Source organism: Geminicoccus harenae (genome assembly GCF_019800005.1).
Lineage (GTDB): Bacteria > Pseudomonadota > Alphaproteobacteria > Geminicoccales > Geminicoccaceae > Geminicoccus > Geminicoccus harenae.
The window spans coordinates 81,984-96,366 of sequence record NZ_JABGCL010000013.1 but is presented as its reverse complement, the minus strand read 5'-3'; the positions used below and the strand labels follow the sequence as shown (position 1 = coordinate 96,366).

The window sequence follows — 14,383 nt, the reverse complement described above, 5'->3', positions numbered from 1 at the left end:
AAATCGCCCGATCGGCGGGGCGTCGTCAAGGGGCCATGCTTTCAGGGCATGCGCCATCGCTCGCGATGGCGGCCTACCATGTCCAACGATAGCATTTCCTGGTGGAGGAGACAGGCGGCACCGATCGCGGGGCCGTCCTCGGCATGGCGGGCCAGGGCCAGGGTCGGCACCTGGTAGTCCTCGAACACGTGGCGGCGCAGGGCGTCCTGTACCTCGCCCGTGACGAAGGGGTAGAGGCGGGCGACCGACCCGCTCAGCACGACATGGCCGGGGTCGATGATGTTGGCGACCGAGGCCAGGCCGCGGCCCAGCCAATAGGCGAAGTGCCGGGAGGCTTCCCAGGCGGCCGGCTCCTTTGCTTGCAGAGCCCGGACCAGGCTGCCGATCGTGTCGCCGGCACCGCCCTTGTTCTGCCAGACCTGCAGCACCGCCTCGGCGCCGATCAGGTTCTCCCAGCGGCCGGGCGGGTCGAGGCGGTGGGTGATGCCGGCATCCGCCACCACCATGTGGCCGACCTCCCCGGCAAAGCCGTGATGGCCGCGGAACAGCCGCCCGCCCGCCACGATCCCCGCACCGATCCCGAAATCCAGGAACAGGCAGAGCAGGTCGTTCGGGCCGTCGGTGCCGGCCGCATAGATCTCGGCGATGGCCGAGGCATTGGCGTCGTTTTCCGAGCTGACCGGGATGTCCAGGCCCAGCCCGGTGCGGACCAGATCGGCGATCGGGACGTTGCGCCAGCCGAGGAACGGGCCGGTCAGCAGGACGCCGTCATGGTCGTGCAGCCCCGGCACGGTCACGCACAGGCCGCGGATGCGGGAGAGATCGGGCAGGTCTGCCACCACCTGGCGGACGAGGCCGCAGGCAAGCTGGACGACTTCCTCCGGTCGGTTGCCGGATAGTTCGAAGCTGGCACGGCGGCGGGTGACGAGTTCAGCCGCGAGGTTCAGGCCGATCACGACGACATAGCCGACGCCGATCTCCGCGCCGATGAAGAACGCGCCCTCGGGCTGGATCGCGATGGCGATGCCGGGGCGGCCGGCGCGGACCTCACTGCGCGCGGCGTCGGGGCGCTCCACGACCAAGCCGTCGGCCAGGAGCTGGCTGATCAGGCTGCTGGCGGTGGAGCGGGTCATGCTTAAGCCGCGGGCCAGATCGGCTCGGCTCATCGCACCCTGCCGGTAGAGCAGCGACAGGGCGCGCGCCTCGTTCAGGAAGCGGACCGCCTGGGGGGTGGTCACGCCAGCCCGGTCCCGGCCGCCTCGAAGGCGAGGGCGGCAGCACCGGCGAGACCGGCATTGCCGCCGAGCGAGGCCGCCATGAACGGTACCGAGCGGAACGGCGCCATCGCCCTTGCCTGGATCTCGCGGGCGATGCCGTCGCGCATCAGGTCCAGGGCATTGCTGACGCCGCCGCCCAGGATTACCCGCTCGGGCGAGAACAAATGCAGCAGGGAAACGATGCCGATCCCCAGCCAGCGGGCCTCGTCAGCGATCAGCGCCACCCCCAGCGGATCGCCGGCACGGGCCGCGGTGACCACGTCCTCGGCGCTGACCGGCCGGTCGGTGATGTCCTGCAGGGACGACGCGGCGCCTTCCGCCAGCCGCTCCCGGGCGATGCGGGCGAGCCCGGTCCCGGATGCGAGCGCTTCCCAGCAGCCGGGGTTGCCGCAGCCGCAGCGCGGGCCGTCCGGGTCCAGGGTCATGTGGCCGATATGGCCGGCCATGCCCATGCGGCCGTGCAGCAGCCGGCCATCGACGATGACACCGCCGCCGAGACCGGTGGAAACGGTGACATAGACGAGGCTGTCCACGCCCTTGCCGGCGCCATAGCGCCATTCGCCGATCGCGGCCGAGGCGGCGTCGTTCTCCAGCGTCACCGGCAGGCCGGTCCGCTCGGCGAGCAGGGCGCGCAGCGGCACGTCCCGCCAGCCCTGGAAGGTCGGCAGGGTGAAGACCGTACCGGTGAAGGGGTCGAGGGGGCCGGGCGAGGACAGGCCGATGCCCTGGACCAGTGCGTCACCGGCCTCGGCCCGGACCTGGGCGACCAAGTCGGCGATCTGGGCGACCACCTTGTCCGGCCCGCCCTGGGCGTCGGTGCGAATCCGGCTGATCCGGCCGAGCTGCCCATCCGACGTGGCCAAGGCGGCGCGCAGCGAGGTGCCGCCCAGGTCCACCGCAATGACCAGCGGGGCCGGCATCGCCGCGCTCAGAGCCCGCGTGACCAGGCGATGCGCTGGGCGAGATCGGCAGCGCCGAAGGCGAGCGAGCCCATCACCACCGTGTCGGCGCCGGCGGCGCGCAGCTTCGGCACGGTATGCTCGCGGATGCCGCCATCGGCCGCGAGCAGGACCTGGTTGCGCCGCCCAGCCTCGCGCAGCATGGCGCCGGCCTGTTCCAGGCGGGCGCAGGCGTTCGGGTCCAGGTCCTGGCCCTTCACCCCGATCCGGGTGCCGAGCAGGGTCACCATGTCGACCGAGCCGAGGAAGGGGGCAAGCGCCGCCAGGTCGGTCTCGACCCGGGCGACCACGCCGGTGCGCACGCCGCTGGCCTTCAGTTCGGCCACCACGTCGAGGCCGGCCTTGCCGTTCTCGGCATGGACCGAGATCAGGTCGGCACCCGCCTCGGCGAACTGCCGGGCCTGGCTGGAAAGGATGTCGTCGGTCGTCATCAGGTGGACGTGGAACGGCGTGTCGGTCAGCTTGCGCAGCCGGGCCACCAGGTCGGGGAAGAACAGGAAGGCCGGGGCGAAATGGCCGTCCGCCACGTCGATATGGTGGATGTCGGCATGGCCCTCGACCCGGGCGACCTCCGCGGCGAGATCCGCGAGATCGGCCGACCAGAGCGAGAACTCGGCGAGCAGCCGGTCCTTCGGCAGGCTGGCGAAGCGCGCCCCACCGGTCGTTTGCGTGGCCATGATCCCGTTCCCGTGCCTCGTGCGCCCTCTGGGCGTCGTTCTTTTGTTCGGATACAATACAAAATCTCGGCGTGTCCAGACGCTTGGGTGCGTTCAGGGCAACAGCGCGCGGATCGGGGGAGGCAGCCGGCCGAACGAACGGTCCAGCGCTTCGCGCCAGGCGGGCCCGCGGGCTCGTGCCTCCTCGAGCGTTTCATGTAGCACGTCCATTTGACGGCTGGCAGCATGCGCCTCGATGAGCGCACCAGCCTGGGCGAGGTCCTTGGCGGCCTTCAGCCGGCCCGCACCTGAGCGGCGCGCCGCGATGATCAGCTTGTGCACCGTGAAGCGCTCGGGGGCCGGAACGTTCACGCGCACGCCCGGTCCGTGCAGCAGCGTGGTGGGCATCTCCTGGTAGATGAGAAAGTCCAGGAAGCGGAGCGGCTGGCCCTTCGGCCCATCCAGGTCAGGAAGGCGGGTGAGCGTCGCGGCCTGATCATCCGAGCCCTGGTGGGGTGTCAGGAACTCGACACGGAAGCCGCGGGCGTCGACATAGGCGAAGCAGTCCAGCGGACTTTTCAGGGTCGGGACAGGGCGGAAGCTCTTGTCCACCCGCGCCAGGCTTTCCTGGATGGGGGCCGAGACGTCGCCAACCGCCAGAGCGATGCCGTGGAACTGGGCGACATCGACGTCCTGGGTCATCATGTTCGCTGAAGGCAGGCGAGCTCCCAGGAGGGCGGCATAGGCCGGATAGGCGGCCGTGCCGACCAGTACCGCGCGCAGGCGAAACAGCCCGGCCTCGGCCAGGGCCGCGATGATATCGCCAGTATAGGCGTCGGGTGCAGGAAAGCCGGCGCGCTTGAGGAGCGTGACCATGCGGCGGCGCTCGGTGCGCATCGGTGCCAGCTCGCGGTAGCGTTCGATCCTGGCGTCGAGCTTCGGCTCGGACGGGCCGACATAGCGTGCCACCGGCTTGCCGGCTGCGCGGTCATAGGCACGATGATACCAGTAGCGCCGGCCCTTGACCTCATGCCGGTAGAAGCTGCCGTCCAAGGGAAGCCCTTCGACGAGCGCCGCCTGTGCCGTGCGCTCGTCGAGTTCGGCGAACATGGTGAGGAGGGCAGGGTCGATCCGGTCCATGTCCCGGTTATAGATAGTTTTGAAATACTGTCTATAACCGGAGGAAGGCTGCCGTAGCGCGGTGCAGCGCTTGCGTGCTTGACCATTCCGGGTCCAGAAAGTAACTCAACAGTTACTTATTCAGGGATGGCTGGACCCATGCAAGCCGTGCTGCTTCCTGGCGCCGACCGGCGCGTCGAAACTTACACGCCAGGCAAGGCCTGCCCCTACCCGGCCAAGTCCGCCGTACCGCGCAACCGCGTGGCCTATGCCGCGGCGCATGTGGTGGCGGACCCGCTGGCCGAGGCCGTGCCGTTCGAGGGCGGCAAGGTCGACTGGGGGGCGACCTTGCGCTTTCGCCACCATCTCTGGGGGCTGGGCTTCAAGGTCGCCGAGGCGATGGACACCTCGCAGCGCGGCATGGGGCTGGCTTGGCCGGATGCGGCGGCGCTGATCCGCCGCTCGGTGGCCGAGGCGAAAACGGTGCCGGGGGCGGATCTGGCCTGCGGGGTCGGCACGGATCAGCTGCCGCCGCGGCCAGGCGTGACGCTGGACGAGGTGCGCCGGGCCTATTTGGAGCAGCTCGAAGTGGTGGAGAAGGCCGGGGGGCGGGCGATCCTGATGGCCAGCCGGGCGCTGGTGCTGGCGGCGAAGGGGCCGGACGACTACCGGCGGCTCTACGGCGAGCTGATCGGCCAGGCGCGGGACAAGGTCGTGCTGCACTGGCTGGGGCCGATGTTCGACCCACAGCTCGAAGGTTACTGGGGATCGCACGATCTGGACGAAGCGCAGGCCACGTTGCTGGGGCTGATCCGGGACCATGCCGGGCGGATCGACGGGGTGAAGATGTCGCTCCTCGACAAGGAGCGCGAGCTGGGCTTCCGCCGGTCCCTGCCCGAGGGCGTGAAGTGCTTCACCGGCGACGACTTCAACTATGCCGAGCTGATCGAGGGCGACGGCGCACGGCACAGCGACGCGCTGCTGGGCATCTTCGACCCGATCGCGCGGGCGGCGGCCGCAGCGCTGGCGGCGCTGGATGAGGGCAGGGTGGAGGACTACCGGGCGATCCTCCGGCCGACCGTGCCGCTCTCGCGCAAGATCTTCGAGGCGCCCACCCGGTTCTACAAGTCGGGCGTGGTGCTGCTGGCCTGGCTGAACGGGCACCAGGACCATTTCGCCATGCTGGGCGGGCAGCAGGCGGCGCGCTCGGCCCTGCACTATGCCGAAGTGTTCCGCCTGGCGGACCAGGCGGGCGTGCTGGACGATCCGGAGCTGGCCAGCCGGCGCATGGCGCGGCTGATGGCGACGTTCGGGATCGAGTGACGCGCTAGATCGCCCGGGCGATCATCTGGATGGGTGCGATGCTGCCGGCCTGCAGGGTGCGCAGGACGTTGGCAAAACGCTCCTCGAAGGCGGGGCCCACCAGGTTGCGCAGGCTCAGGGGCGGCTGACCCCGGGCCGCCGCCTCGGCGCGCATCTCCTGCCAGCGCGCCAGCACGAAGTCGCGCCGGTTGACCTCCTGCTCGACCTCGAAGCCGGCCTGGCCGAGCAGCGTCCGATAGGTAACGGGCGGCTCCACGAAGCTGGTCACGGCATCGGCGGCCCAGGGCATCGGGTAGGGCAGCGGCGTCTCGTCGGTGCACATGACGTCGTAGATCCCGAACCGGCCGCCGGGCCTCAGGACCCGGCGCACCTCGCGGAACAGCAGGTCCTTGCGCTCGATGTTCATGCCGACATGGATCAGGGTGGCAGCGTCGAAGTTGCCGTCCGGGAACGGCAGGGCCAGGCCGCTGCCCTGCCGGAACGTGACCCGGTCGGCCAAGCCGCAGCGCCGGGTAAGGGCGGTGGCGACCGCCACGAATTCCTCGGTCAGGTCGATGCCGGTGACCTGGCAGCCATGCGCCTCCGCCATGTAGCGGGCCGGCCCGCCAATGCCGCTGCCGACATCCAGCACGCGCTGGCCTGGGGCCAGCCGCAGGTCCTGGGAAAGGGCGATCGTGGACGGGCGCCAGCCCAGGTGGAACTCGTCGACCCCGGCGAGATCGGCGGCGGTGAGCCGGTCGGGATCCTTGCCGGCCCTTGCCAGCGCGTCGAGGATCGAGCGCTCCAGGGCACCGTGCGTATAGTGGCGCGCGACCTGCGCTTCCGTGTCCATGACGCCTCCCGGTTGTCTGCCCGCCCGATGCCGGGCGAGCGGCGGTCATTCTAGCTGGACGAGCGACCTTCTCCATCGAAAGGCGCAGGGGCAGGCGGGGCTTCAGCCCGTCAGCGGTGGAGCCGCCAGGGCCAGGATGCGGCCCAACAGGCCCGGGAAGCGGTCCTCCAGCTCCGGGCGCAGCGCCACGAAGCAGCGGGTCCCTTCCACCCGGCTCGTCAGGATGCCGGCTTCGCGCAGCACCTTCATGTGATGGCTGAGCGTGGACTTGGCGACCGGCAGGTCGAACTCGCCGCAAGTGCGGGCACCGCCATCCGCCAGCGTCGCGACCAGGGACAGGCGGACCGGGTCGGCCAGGGCCGCCAGCACCTCGGTGAGCTGCACCGTATCGATCGCCGGATGGTCGGGTTGCCTCACGTCCTGTGTCTCACCATGTTCGATGTTCGACGAACATGAAACTTGGCCTGATCGGTCGGGGAGGCAAGGGCCTGCCGGCCGATCCGGTCGACCCCGTCCAGCCGCGAGGCTGCACGGCCAGCCGGAACGCGACGATGCCCAACCTGTTCGATCCGATCAATGTCGGTTCGCTGCGCCTGAAGAACCGCATCTGGATGGCGCCGCTCACCCGCGCCCGCGCCGGCGAGAGCCGCGTGCCGAACGTGCTGATGCGCGACTATTACGTCCAGCGCGCCAGTGCCGGCCTGATCCTGTCCGAGGCGACCTCGGTTACCCCGCAGGGCGTGGGCTATGCCGGCACGCCCGGGATCTGGTCCAAGGAGCAGGTCGAAGGCTGGCGGACGATCACCCGCGCGGTCCATGACGCGGGCGGCCATATCTTCCTGCAGCTCTGGCATGTCGGGCGGATCTCCGACCCGGTCTTCCTGAACGGCGAGCTGCCGGTCGCCCCCAGTGCGGTCCAGCCCAAGGGCCATGTCAGCCTGCTGCGGCCGCAGCGGCCTTATGCGACGCCGCGCCCGCTGGAGCTGGCCGAGATCCCGGGCGTGATCGAGGCCTACCGCAAGGGGGCGCAGAACGCGCAGGCCGCGGGCTTCGACGGGGTCGAGATCCACGGCGCCAACGGCTACCTGCTCGACCAGTTCCTGCAGGACAGCACCAACCGCCGCACCGACGCGTATGGTGGGCCGATCGAGAACCGCGCCCGGCTGATGCTGGAAGTAACGGATGCAGTGGTCTCGGTCTGGGGGGCGGACCGGGTGGGCATGCACCTGGCGCCGCGTGCCGATTCCCACGACATGGGCGACAGCGATCTCGCCGGCACCTTCGGCTATGTCGCCGCCGAGCTCGGCCGGCGCAAGATCGCCTTCATCTGCGCCCGCGAGCGGCTGGAGGAGCCGCGGCTGGGGCCGGCCATCAAGAAGGCGTTCGGCGGCATCTTCGTCGCCAATGAGAGCTTCGACCAGGCGGCCGGCGACGAGGTGCTGGCCCGGGGCGAGGCGGATGCGGTGGCGTTCGGCAAGGCGTTCATCGCCAACCCGGACCTGCCGCGCCGCTTTGCCGAGAACGCGCCGCTGAACCCCTGGAACGCCGACACCTTCTATGTCGGTGGGCCCGAGGGCTACACGGACTATCCGGCACTGGCTGCGTGACCTGCCGGTCAGGAGCGGTCGAAGAAGCCGCTCCTGGCCAGCACCTTGGCGATCGCGTCATGGGTGGCGGCGGTGAAGTGGTGGTCGCAGGGGAAGGAGACCCCGGCCGGGTCCACGCCGGATGCTGCGAGTGCCGGCGCCAGGTCCAGCGTCTGGAGGCCCAGCGGTGCGGTGCGGCGCTGCCACTCGGCGAGCAAATGCGGGTCGCGGTTCCAGACCAGCGCAAGGTAGCGGGCGCCATGGGCGGTCACCAGCTTCTGGTTCTGCCGGATCGCCCCGATCAGGTTGGTCCAGGACAGTTCCGAGGGGCCGGTACGGGCCGGCTGGGGCGCGCCGGCCACGGGCGGCGGCGGGGCGCCCTTGAGCGTCTGCCGCACCTCGCGGATCAGCCTGCGCACCGGCAGGAGGGCGGCACGGGAATAGGAATAGAGCTGGAAGCCCGAGAAGACCTCGCGGAACTGCTCCATCCCGGTGAAGGGCTCCGGCGGGATCAGGCGGAAATGGTCGAGGTCGGCCGGGTCGTCGAACAGGAGCCGCGCGCGCGGGCGCTGGCCCGGCTTGTCGTTGTTCGGGTTGGCCTCGTAGACGTCGCTGTCCAGGTTGACCAGCTGCACGACCCAGCCGACCTGGTCGAGATCGGCCAGGTGCCGGAGGACCAGGTGCTGCAGGTCGGCGCCGCTGCCGGCCAGGCCATAGTTCAGCACCTCGATCCGGTCGCCCAGATGGGCCTGGAGGCGCTGGTGCATGACCTGCTCGTCGGCGACCATGACCGCCTCGACCTGGCTGTCGCCCAGCAGGATCGCCTTCTTGCCCGGCACCGGGCCGCGGGATGGGCGCAGGCCCTGGGCGTCCAGGCCGTAGGGCACCGAGTAGCAGGCCGAGAAGGACTGCCCCTGGTAGCCGGCCTTGTGCCAGTAGCCCAGCTCCGGGTGGTAGGTGACCGGCGAGACGCCGACCCTAAGCGGCGGCGTGCGCAGGAACGCCTCGAACAGCACCAGCGCCAGGCAGACCGCCAGCGGGATCCGCCAGCCCCATTCCAGGGCCGTCCGGAGCCGTGATGACCGTGCGGCCGGTGCGGCCGTGAGGTCAGAAGTTGAAGTACAGGAAGCTTGCATCGAGATCGAACAGTTCCTGATGGTGCATGACCAGGATCACCCAGGCCGCGGCGGCGGAGCGCACCAGGGGCAGGGAGAACCAGCGGAGCTTCACGAGATCCTTGGCCTCGGCGCCGTGCAGGCAGAGCGCGTAGGCGGCGCCCAGCGCCAGGAGCAGGAAGGAATCGACCGCCTCGGCGCGGAAGCTGGAGAGATCGGTCATCCCAGCCAGCATGACCCAGGCGCCGTCGAACGTGGTGGCGCGGAAGAACACCCGCACCACGATCACCGCCAGCATGGTGAGCAGGTGCCCGCCGACCCGGCCGAGCGGGGCCAGGGGATGGAGCTGGAGCTGCCAGCCCTTGGTGAGGGCCCGCCAGCCATGGGCGATCATCAGGAAGACGCCGTTCAGCCCGCCCCAGATCACGAAGTTCCAGGACGCGCCGTGCCACAGCCCGCCCAGCAGCATGGTGATCATCAGGTTGACGTAGCGGCGGACCTTGCCCTGCCGGTTGCCGCCCAGCGGGATGTAGAGATAGTTGCGCAGGAAGCTGGACAGGGACATGTGCCAGCGCTGCCAGAACTCGATGATGCTGGTCGACTGGTAGGGGTTGTTGAAATTGTCCGGGATCTGGATGCCGAACATCAGGCCCAGGCCGATCGCCATGTCGGAATAGGCAGAGAAGTCGAAGTAAAGCTGGAAGGTGTAGGCGGTGGCGGCCTGCCAGCTCTCGACGAAGCCCACCGCCATGAGGCCGTCGGCCGCCGCGAAGGTCGGGTCGACATAGAAGGAGAGCGTGTCGGCGATGCCCATCTTCTTGATCAGGCCGATCAGGAAGATGCCGAAGCCGAGCTTGAGCTGGGCGGCACTCGGGCGCAGGAACGACCACTGATCGAACTGCGGACCGATCTGCCGGTAGTGGATGATCGGCCCGGCGATCAGGTGGGGGAAGAAGCTGACGGAGAGGGCGAAGCGCCAGGGGTCACGCTCGGCCTGGACGTCGCCCCGCCAGACATCGACCACGTAGGCGATCTGCTGGAAGGTGAAGAACGAGATGCCGATCGGCAGGAGGATGTTCTCCAGCCGGATCCAGTCGCCCGCGACCGGCGCCAGGTTGGCGGTGACGAACATGCCGTACTTGAAGAAGCCGATCGAGCAGAGGTCGGCCGCCACGGTCAGGACCAGCAGCCATTTCTTGCGCGGGTTCCGGTCGGCGATCGCCAGGCCCATGGCCCAGTTGAACGCGATCGAGACGACCAGCAGCAGGAGCGTGAACGGCTTCCACCAGGCATAGAAGAACAGGGAGGCCGCCAGGATCAGCCGGACCCGCGCCGCGATCCGCCGCTGCCCGTTCCGGTCGAGCTGCCCGACCAGGAAGAACAGGATCAGGGTGATCGGCAGGAAGCCGAACACGAACGGGAGCGAGTTGAACAGCAATGTCGCACTCCACGCGCCGCGCGGGCACCGGGACCTGCCCGGACGGACCGGAGCGCGGGAATCCTCATGGAGTGCCAGGCGGGCCGATTATCATATTGCCGTCGCCGCCTGATGAAGCCGACGACGCCAGCCATGGCGCAGGATCATCCTGCGCTAGGCTGGTCGATCAATAAGTCAAAAACGGAAAGAAGAGTTCGCGCACATAGCGAATATCATGATGTCGACTGCAACCACTCTGCCGGGGGTGCTGCGACATCAGCAGCTCTACTCCCCGTGTCCTTGAACATGTACAGACTGTAACGAATCGCACGCGTATGTGCAATCCGTCTTCGTACCTGAGGGCCCCGATCCGGTGAAAATTCGGCGGAACCGGGTGTTCTGATCAGCCGGCCAGGCGGCCGGCGGTGCGGGCGAGCGGCCGGGACCGGGCAGGCGGCGCGTCCTGGCGCTGCCGCCACCATGCAGCACCCGCCGCGGACAGCCCGGCCAGCAGCACCCACCAGGCGGGCCGGATCGTGTAGGCGAGCTGGAGGTTGGCGCCCAGCACGCGAAGCGGCGGCGCATTGCGCATCGTCGCGTACCAGGTGGTCTCGACCAGGGCGCAGAGCAGGGCGGCGGCGAGCGCCAGCGCGGCCAGGCGCAGCGGCCCCGGCACGCCGCGGAGCGCCAGGAGCCGGTAGCCCATCAGCAGCAGGAACAGGCCGGTGAGCAGGACCGGCTCGGTCACGTCGATCTTGGACTGGATGAAGAAGTGCAGGAGTGCCAGGGCGGTGATTGGGTAGGCCAGACGGTGCAGCCGGCGCCACCAGCCACCCATCCGGCGGATGGCGGCATCGGTCGAGGTGGCGCCCAGTGCCGCCAGGCCGAGCAGGGCGACGAAGCCGATGGTGAGGTAGAAGCGCAGCACGATCTCGCTGCCGACCCGCAGGAGGTCGAACCCCTGGTCCGCCACGTAGAGCAGCAGGTGGCAGAGCGCGTAGCAGAGCGCCGCCACGCCGACCATCCGGCGGACCAGCATCAGCCGCGGCCAGCGCAGCACCCCGCGCAGCGGCGTGATGCAGAGCGAGGCCACCAGGAGCCGGACCGCCCAGTTGCCGGTCTGGTGGATCATCTCCTCCAGCGGCCGGGGCATCAGCGTGCCGGCCAGGAGCTGGCCGAGGATCCAGGCAGCGGGCAGCGTCACCAGCACGAGCGTGGCGAGCTTCAGGAAGGAGAGCTGCCCGGACCGGTCGAGCCAGGGCAGCTTGCGGACGGCTTTGCCTTTCATGCCTCCTAATACGGCACTCGACCCCGTCCGGATGCAAGCCACGATGCGTGGATCAGCGGCCGGACCCGCTCGTCAGCGGCAGGCGGCGAGTTCCACGCCGGCTGCCGGTTGCGGCGGTGCCTGGTCACTGCCCTTGAGCCGCTTCTGGCCGGACAGCACGACGAGCAGGGCCAGCGCTGCGGCGAGCCCGGCCAGGGCGAAGGCGGCGGCGGTGCCATGCGCATCCACCGTCCAGCCGGCCGCCGCGGAGCCGATCGCCACACCGATGCCGAGCCCGGTCATGGCCCAGGTCATGCCCTCGGTGAGCTCCGAGGGCGGCACGATCCGTTCCACCAGGTTCATCGTCAGGATGATGGTGGGCGAGACCGAGATGCCGACGACGAACAGGATCGCCGCCAGGACGGGGATGCTGCCGGCAACCGGCAGGGGCAGCACGGTGAGCAGCATGAAGGCGATCGCGATTGCCAGGAGCTGGCGCGGGGGGAGGGCCGGACGCATCGCGCCGAAGGTGATCCCGGCCAAACCCGAGCCTACCGCGCAGATGGACAGCGCCCAGCTCGCCGCCACCGGCTGGCCCAGCAGGCCGGCGAACGCGATGGTGGTGACGTCGATCGAGCCGAAGATCATGCCGACCGCCACCATGGTGGCGACCAGGATCAGGACGGACGGCCGGCCGATCACCGAGCGGCGTGGCCCCGCGGCCGCCGGCAGGACCGGCGGCTCGGTCCGGCGCTGGGCGGCCAGCAGCAGGGTGCCGACCAGGAGCAGGAGAGCCGCGGCCAGAGGGCCGGCCTCGGGGAAGACCAGCACGCTCAGGCTCACCGACAGGATCGGGCCGATGATGAAGCAGATCTCGTCCAGCACCGATTCCAGGGCGAACGCGGTGTGGAGCATCGGCGTGCCCCGGTAGAGCCCGGACCAGCGCGCCCGGACCATGGCCGGGATGCTCGGCATGCAGCCGGCCAGCACCGCGCAGGGGAACAGGGTCCAGCCCGGCAGGTCCAGGCGGACCGCCAGGAGCAGCAAGAGCATGCCCAGCACGCTCAGGCCGGTGGCCGGCCGCAGCACCCGGGCCTGCCCCAGCCGGTCGACCAGCCGGGAAACCTGGGGGGCGATCAGCGCGCTGGACAGCGCGAAGGTCGCCGCCACCGCGCCGGCCAGCCAGTAGGCGCCGCGCAGCTGGCCCAGCATGGTGACGATGCCGATCGCCAGCATCGACATCGGCATGCGCGCCACCAGCCCGGCCATGGAGAAGGCCAGGGTGCCGGGGGCGGCGAAGACCGCACGATAGGGATTGGCCACGCTGCACTCCGCGCTCGGCTGACCGGTCGGGCCGGCCCGTGGGCCCGTCATCCGCAGCCGGCCGACCTAGGGAGCCGGCATCGCTCGTGTCAATCCCGCCAGCCAGTAGTCTGCACCGGCGTCCGAAGCAGGGGGGTGTCGGCTGCCGGCGGTTCCTGGGCCAGGGCCCGACCGGGCAGGGCGAGGATGGCTGCGGACGTGCCGAGTGCCGCGACGAAGCCGCGCCGGGACAGGGGCAGCCGAGCTGGGCCAGAGGCTCGGCGGCATCGCCGGGCGTAGGGGACCACATGCGCTGTCCTCCCCTGGGGCCTGTGTCCTCGGCATGATACCTCGGGCCGCTTGCCGGTGGGACGAACGGTGAGCATGTCAGGGCCGGGTGCCCTGGGCGATGATCCGGCCGGCGGGCGAGGTTTGGGAGAAGACGATGCGGAACGACATCAACCAGCGGATCGTCCTGGCGGCGCGGCCCGAAGGGCAGCCAGGGCCGGAGCATTTCCGCATCGAGACCGCGCCCGTGCCGGAGCCGGCGGACGGGCAGGTGCTGCTGGAGGTCCTCTATCTTTCGCTCGATCCCTACATGCGCGGCCGGATGGACGCCCGGAAGTCCTACGCGCCGCCGGTGGAGCTGGGGGCGGTGATGGAAGGCGGGACGGTGGCGCGCATCCGGCGCTCCCGCCACCCCGACTACCGGGAAGGCGAGATCGTCCTGTCCCATGCCGGCTGGCAACGCTTCGCCCTTTCGGACGGGACCGGCCTGCGCAAGCTCGACCCCGAGCTGGCCCCGGTCAGCACGGCCCTGGGCGTGCTCGGCATGCCGGGCTTCACCGCCTGGTCCGGCCTGCTCCAGATCGGCCGGCCGCAGCCGGGCGAGACCGTGGTGGTGGCGGCCGCCAGCGGTGCGGTCGGCTCGGTGGTGGGCCAGATCGCCCGGATCAAGGGGGCACGGGCGGTCGGGATCGCCGGCGGGCCGGAGAAATGCGCCTTCGTGAAGGACGAGCTCGGCTTCGATGCTGTGGTGGACCACCGGGCCGCCGACTTTCCGGAGCGGCTGTCGGCGGCCTGCCCGGATGGGATCGATGTGTATTTCGAGAATGTCGGCGGCCATGTCTTCGACGCAGTGCTGCCGCTGCTCAACGAGTTCGCGCGCATCCCGGTCTGCGGCCTGATCGCCCAGTACAACGATCCGGCCGGGCCGAAGCAGGGGCCTGACCGGCTGCCGCAGGTGATGCGCGAGGTCTTGAGCCGCAGCCTGCTGATCCGCGGCTTCATCCAGCGCGAGTTCGCAGAGCTGCGTCCGCAGTTCTACGGGGAAGCCGCACAATGGCTGAAGGACGGGCGGCTGCGGTACAAGGAGGACGTGGTAGACGGGCTGGAGAATGCGCCCGACGCGCTACGGGGCCTGCTGGAGGGGAAGAACTTCGGCAAGCTCCTGGTGCGGGTGGCCGAGTAACAGGCCGGGCCAGGCATGAACCGGCGGGTCAGCAACTGCTTCCTGCTGGGGTCGACCAT

General features: G+C 70.0%; 13 protein-coding genes. 3 read left to right on the top strand and 10 right to left on the bottom strand.

The genetic code is table 11. The annotated features are described in order from the left end of the window. Positions 1-41: 41 nt before the first annotated feature. The 4 genes from HLA95_RS14260 to HLA95_RS14245 all read right to left on the bottom strand — a co-directional run bounded on the left by HLA95_RS14260 (position 42) and on the right by HLA95_RS14245 (position 4,032). Entirely contained in the window at positions 42-1,238 is a 1,197-nt protein-coding gene (locus HLA95_RS14260; RefSeq protein ID WP_191057915.1) for an ROK family transcriptional regulator, read from the bottom strand. Continuing rightward, entirely contained in the window at positions 1,235-2,197 is a 963-nt protein-coding gene (locus HLA95_RS14255; protein ID WP_191057916.1) for an ROK family protein, read from the bottom strand. Before HLA95_RS14255 ends, HLA95_RS14260 begins: the two co-directional genes overlap by 4 nt. An 8-nt stretch (positions 2,198-2,205) precedes the next feature. After that, entirely contained in the window at positions 2,206-2,913 is a 708-nt protein-coding gene (locus HLA95_RS14250) for a ribulose-phosphate 3-epimerase (protein WP_191057917.1), read from the bottom strand. Positions 2,914-3,006: 93 nt separating this feature from the next. After that, complete coding sequence (locus tag HLA95_RS14245; RefSeq protein ID WP_191057918.1) at positions 3,007-4,032, bottom strand: nucleotidyltransferase family protein; 1,026 nt, start codon at positions 4,030-4,032, stop codon at positions 3,007-3,009. A 138-nt stretch (positions 4,033-4,170) separates the two neighbouring features. Between HLA95_RS14245 and HLA95_RS14240 the strand changes: the two genes are divergently transcribed. After that, positions 4,171-5,334, top strand: a complete 1,164-nt coding sequence (locus HLA95_RS14240) for a dihydrodipicolinate synthase family protein (protein WP_191057919.1) — start codon at positions 4,171-4,173, stop codon at positions 5,332-5,334. 4 nt (positions 5,335-5,338) lie between these two features. Here the strand turns inward: HLA95_RS14240 and HLA95_RS14235 are convergent, their stop codons facing one another. Both HLA95_RS14235 and HLA95_RS14230 read right to left on the bottom strand, forming a co-directional pair. Then, positions 5,339-6,166, bottom strand: a complete 828-nt coding sequence (locus HLA95_RS14235) for an SAM-dependent methyltransferase (protein ID WP_191057920.1) — start codon at positions 6,164-6,166, stop codon at positions 5,339-5,341. 102 nt (positions 6,167-6,268) lie between these two features. Continuing rightward, on the bottom strand, positions 6,269-6,583 hold the full coding sequence (locus HLA95_RS14230) for an ArsR/SmtB family transcription factor (RefSeq protein WP_191057921.1): 315 nt from the start codon (positions 6,581-6,583) through the stop codon (positions 6,269-6,271). 134 nt (positions 6,584-6,717) lie between these two features. Here HLA95_RS14230 and HLA95_RS14225 point away from each other — a divergent pair, with 134 nt between their 5' ends. Next, a complete protein-coding gene (locus HLA95_RS14225; protein ID WP_191057925.1) occupies positions 6,718-7,773 on the top strand; it encodes an alkene reductase in 1,056 nt (351 codons plus the stop codon). 8 nt (positions 7,774-7,781) lie between these two features. On the opposite strand, the gene HLA95_RS14220 is transcribed toward HLA95_RS14225, so the two are convergent. The 4 genes from HLA95_RS14220 to HLA95_RS29150 form a co-directional block, all read right to left on the bottom strand. Continuing rightward, positions 7,782-8,888 carry an alginate O-acetyltransferase AlgX-related protein gene (locus HLA95_RS14220; protein WP_191057922.1) on the bottom strand — a complete coding sequence of 369 codons (1,107 nt, stop codon included), beginning with the start codon at positions 8,886-8,888 and terminating at the stop codon, positions 7,782-7,784. Continuing rightward, on the bottom strand, positions 8,860-10,305 hold the full coding sequence (locus HLA95_RS14215) for an MBOAT family O-acyltransferase (protein WP_191057923.1): 1,446 nt from the start codon (positions 10,303-10,305) through the stop codon (positions 8,860-8,862). Before HLA95_RS14215 ends, HLA95_RS14220 begins: the two co-directional genes overlap by 29 nt. A gap of 382 nt (positions 10,306-10,687) precedes the next feature. Then, positions 10,688-11,572: a protein-methionine-sulfoxide reductase heme-binding subunit MsrQ gene (gene msrQ / locus HLA95_RS14210; protein ID WP_222183679.1), complete on the bottom strand. Its 885-nt coding sequence runs from the start codon at positions 11,570-11,572 to the stop codon at positions 10,688-10,690. Positions 11,573-11,644: 72 nt separating this feature from the next. Continuing rightward, positions 11,645-12,874, bottom strand: a complete 1,230-nt coding sequence (locus HLA95_RS29150) for an MFS transporter (RefSeq protein ID WP_222183677.1) — start codon at positions 12,872-12,874, stop codon at positions 11,645-11,647. 424 nt (positions 12,875-13,298) lie between these two features. Here HLA95_RS29150 and curA point away from each other — a divergent pair, with 424 nt between their 5' ends. Continuing rightward, positions 13,299-14,324, top strand: a complete 1,026-nt coding sequence (gene curA / locus HLA95_RS14200; RefSeq protein ID WP_222183676.1) for an NADPH-dependent curcumin/dihydrocurcumin reductase — start codon at positions 13,299-13,301, stop codon at positions 14,322-14,324. Positions 14,325-14,383 lie beyond the last annotated feature (59 nt).

Bases quoted from the DNA above. Each gene is read 5' to 3' on its own strand.
- HLA95_RS14255 (WP_191057916.1), bottom strand. From the start codon at position 2,197: ATGCCGGCCCCGCTGGTCATTGCGGTGGACCTGGGCGGCACCTCGCTG.
- HLA95_RS14250 (WP_191057917.1), bottom strand. From the start codon at position 2,913: ATGGCCACGCAAACGACCGGTGGGGCGCGCTTCGCCAGCCTGCCGAAG.
- HLA95_RS14245 (WP_191057918.1), bottom strand. From the start codon at position 4,032: ATGGACCGGATCGACCCTGCCCTCCTCACCATGTTCGCCGAACTCGAC.
- HLA95_RS14240 (WP_191057919.1), top strand. From the start codon at position 4,171: ATGCAAGCCGTGCTGCTTCCTGGCGCCGACCGGCGCGTCGAAACTTAC.
- HLA95_RS14235 (WP_191057920.1), bottom strand. From the start codon at position 6,166: ATGGACACGGAAGCGCAGGTCGCGCGCCACTATACGCACGGTGCCCTG.
- HLA95_RS14225 (WP_191057925.1), top strand. From the start codon at position 6,718: ATGCCCAACCTGTTCGATCCGATCAATGTCGGTTCGCTGCGCCTGAAG.
- HLA95_RS14220 (WP_191057922.1), bottom strand. From the start codon at position 8,888: ATGCAAGCTTCCTGTACTTCAACTTCTGACCTCACGGCCGCACCGGCC.
- msrQ (WP_222183679.1), bottom strand. From the start codon at position 11,572: ATGAAAGGCAAAGCCGTCCGCAAGCTGCCCTGGCTCGACCGGTCCGGG.
- curA (WP_222183676.1), top strand. From the start codon at position 13,299: ATGCGGAACGACATCAACCAGCGGATCGTCCTGGCGGCGCGGCCCGAA.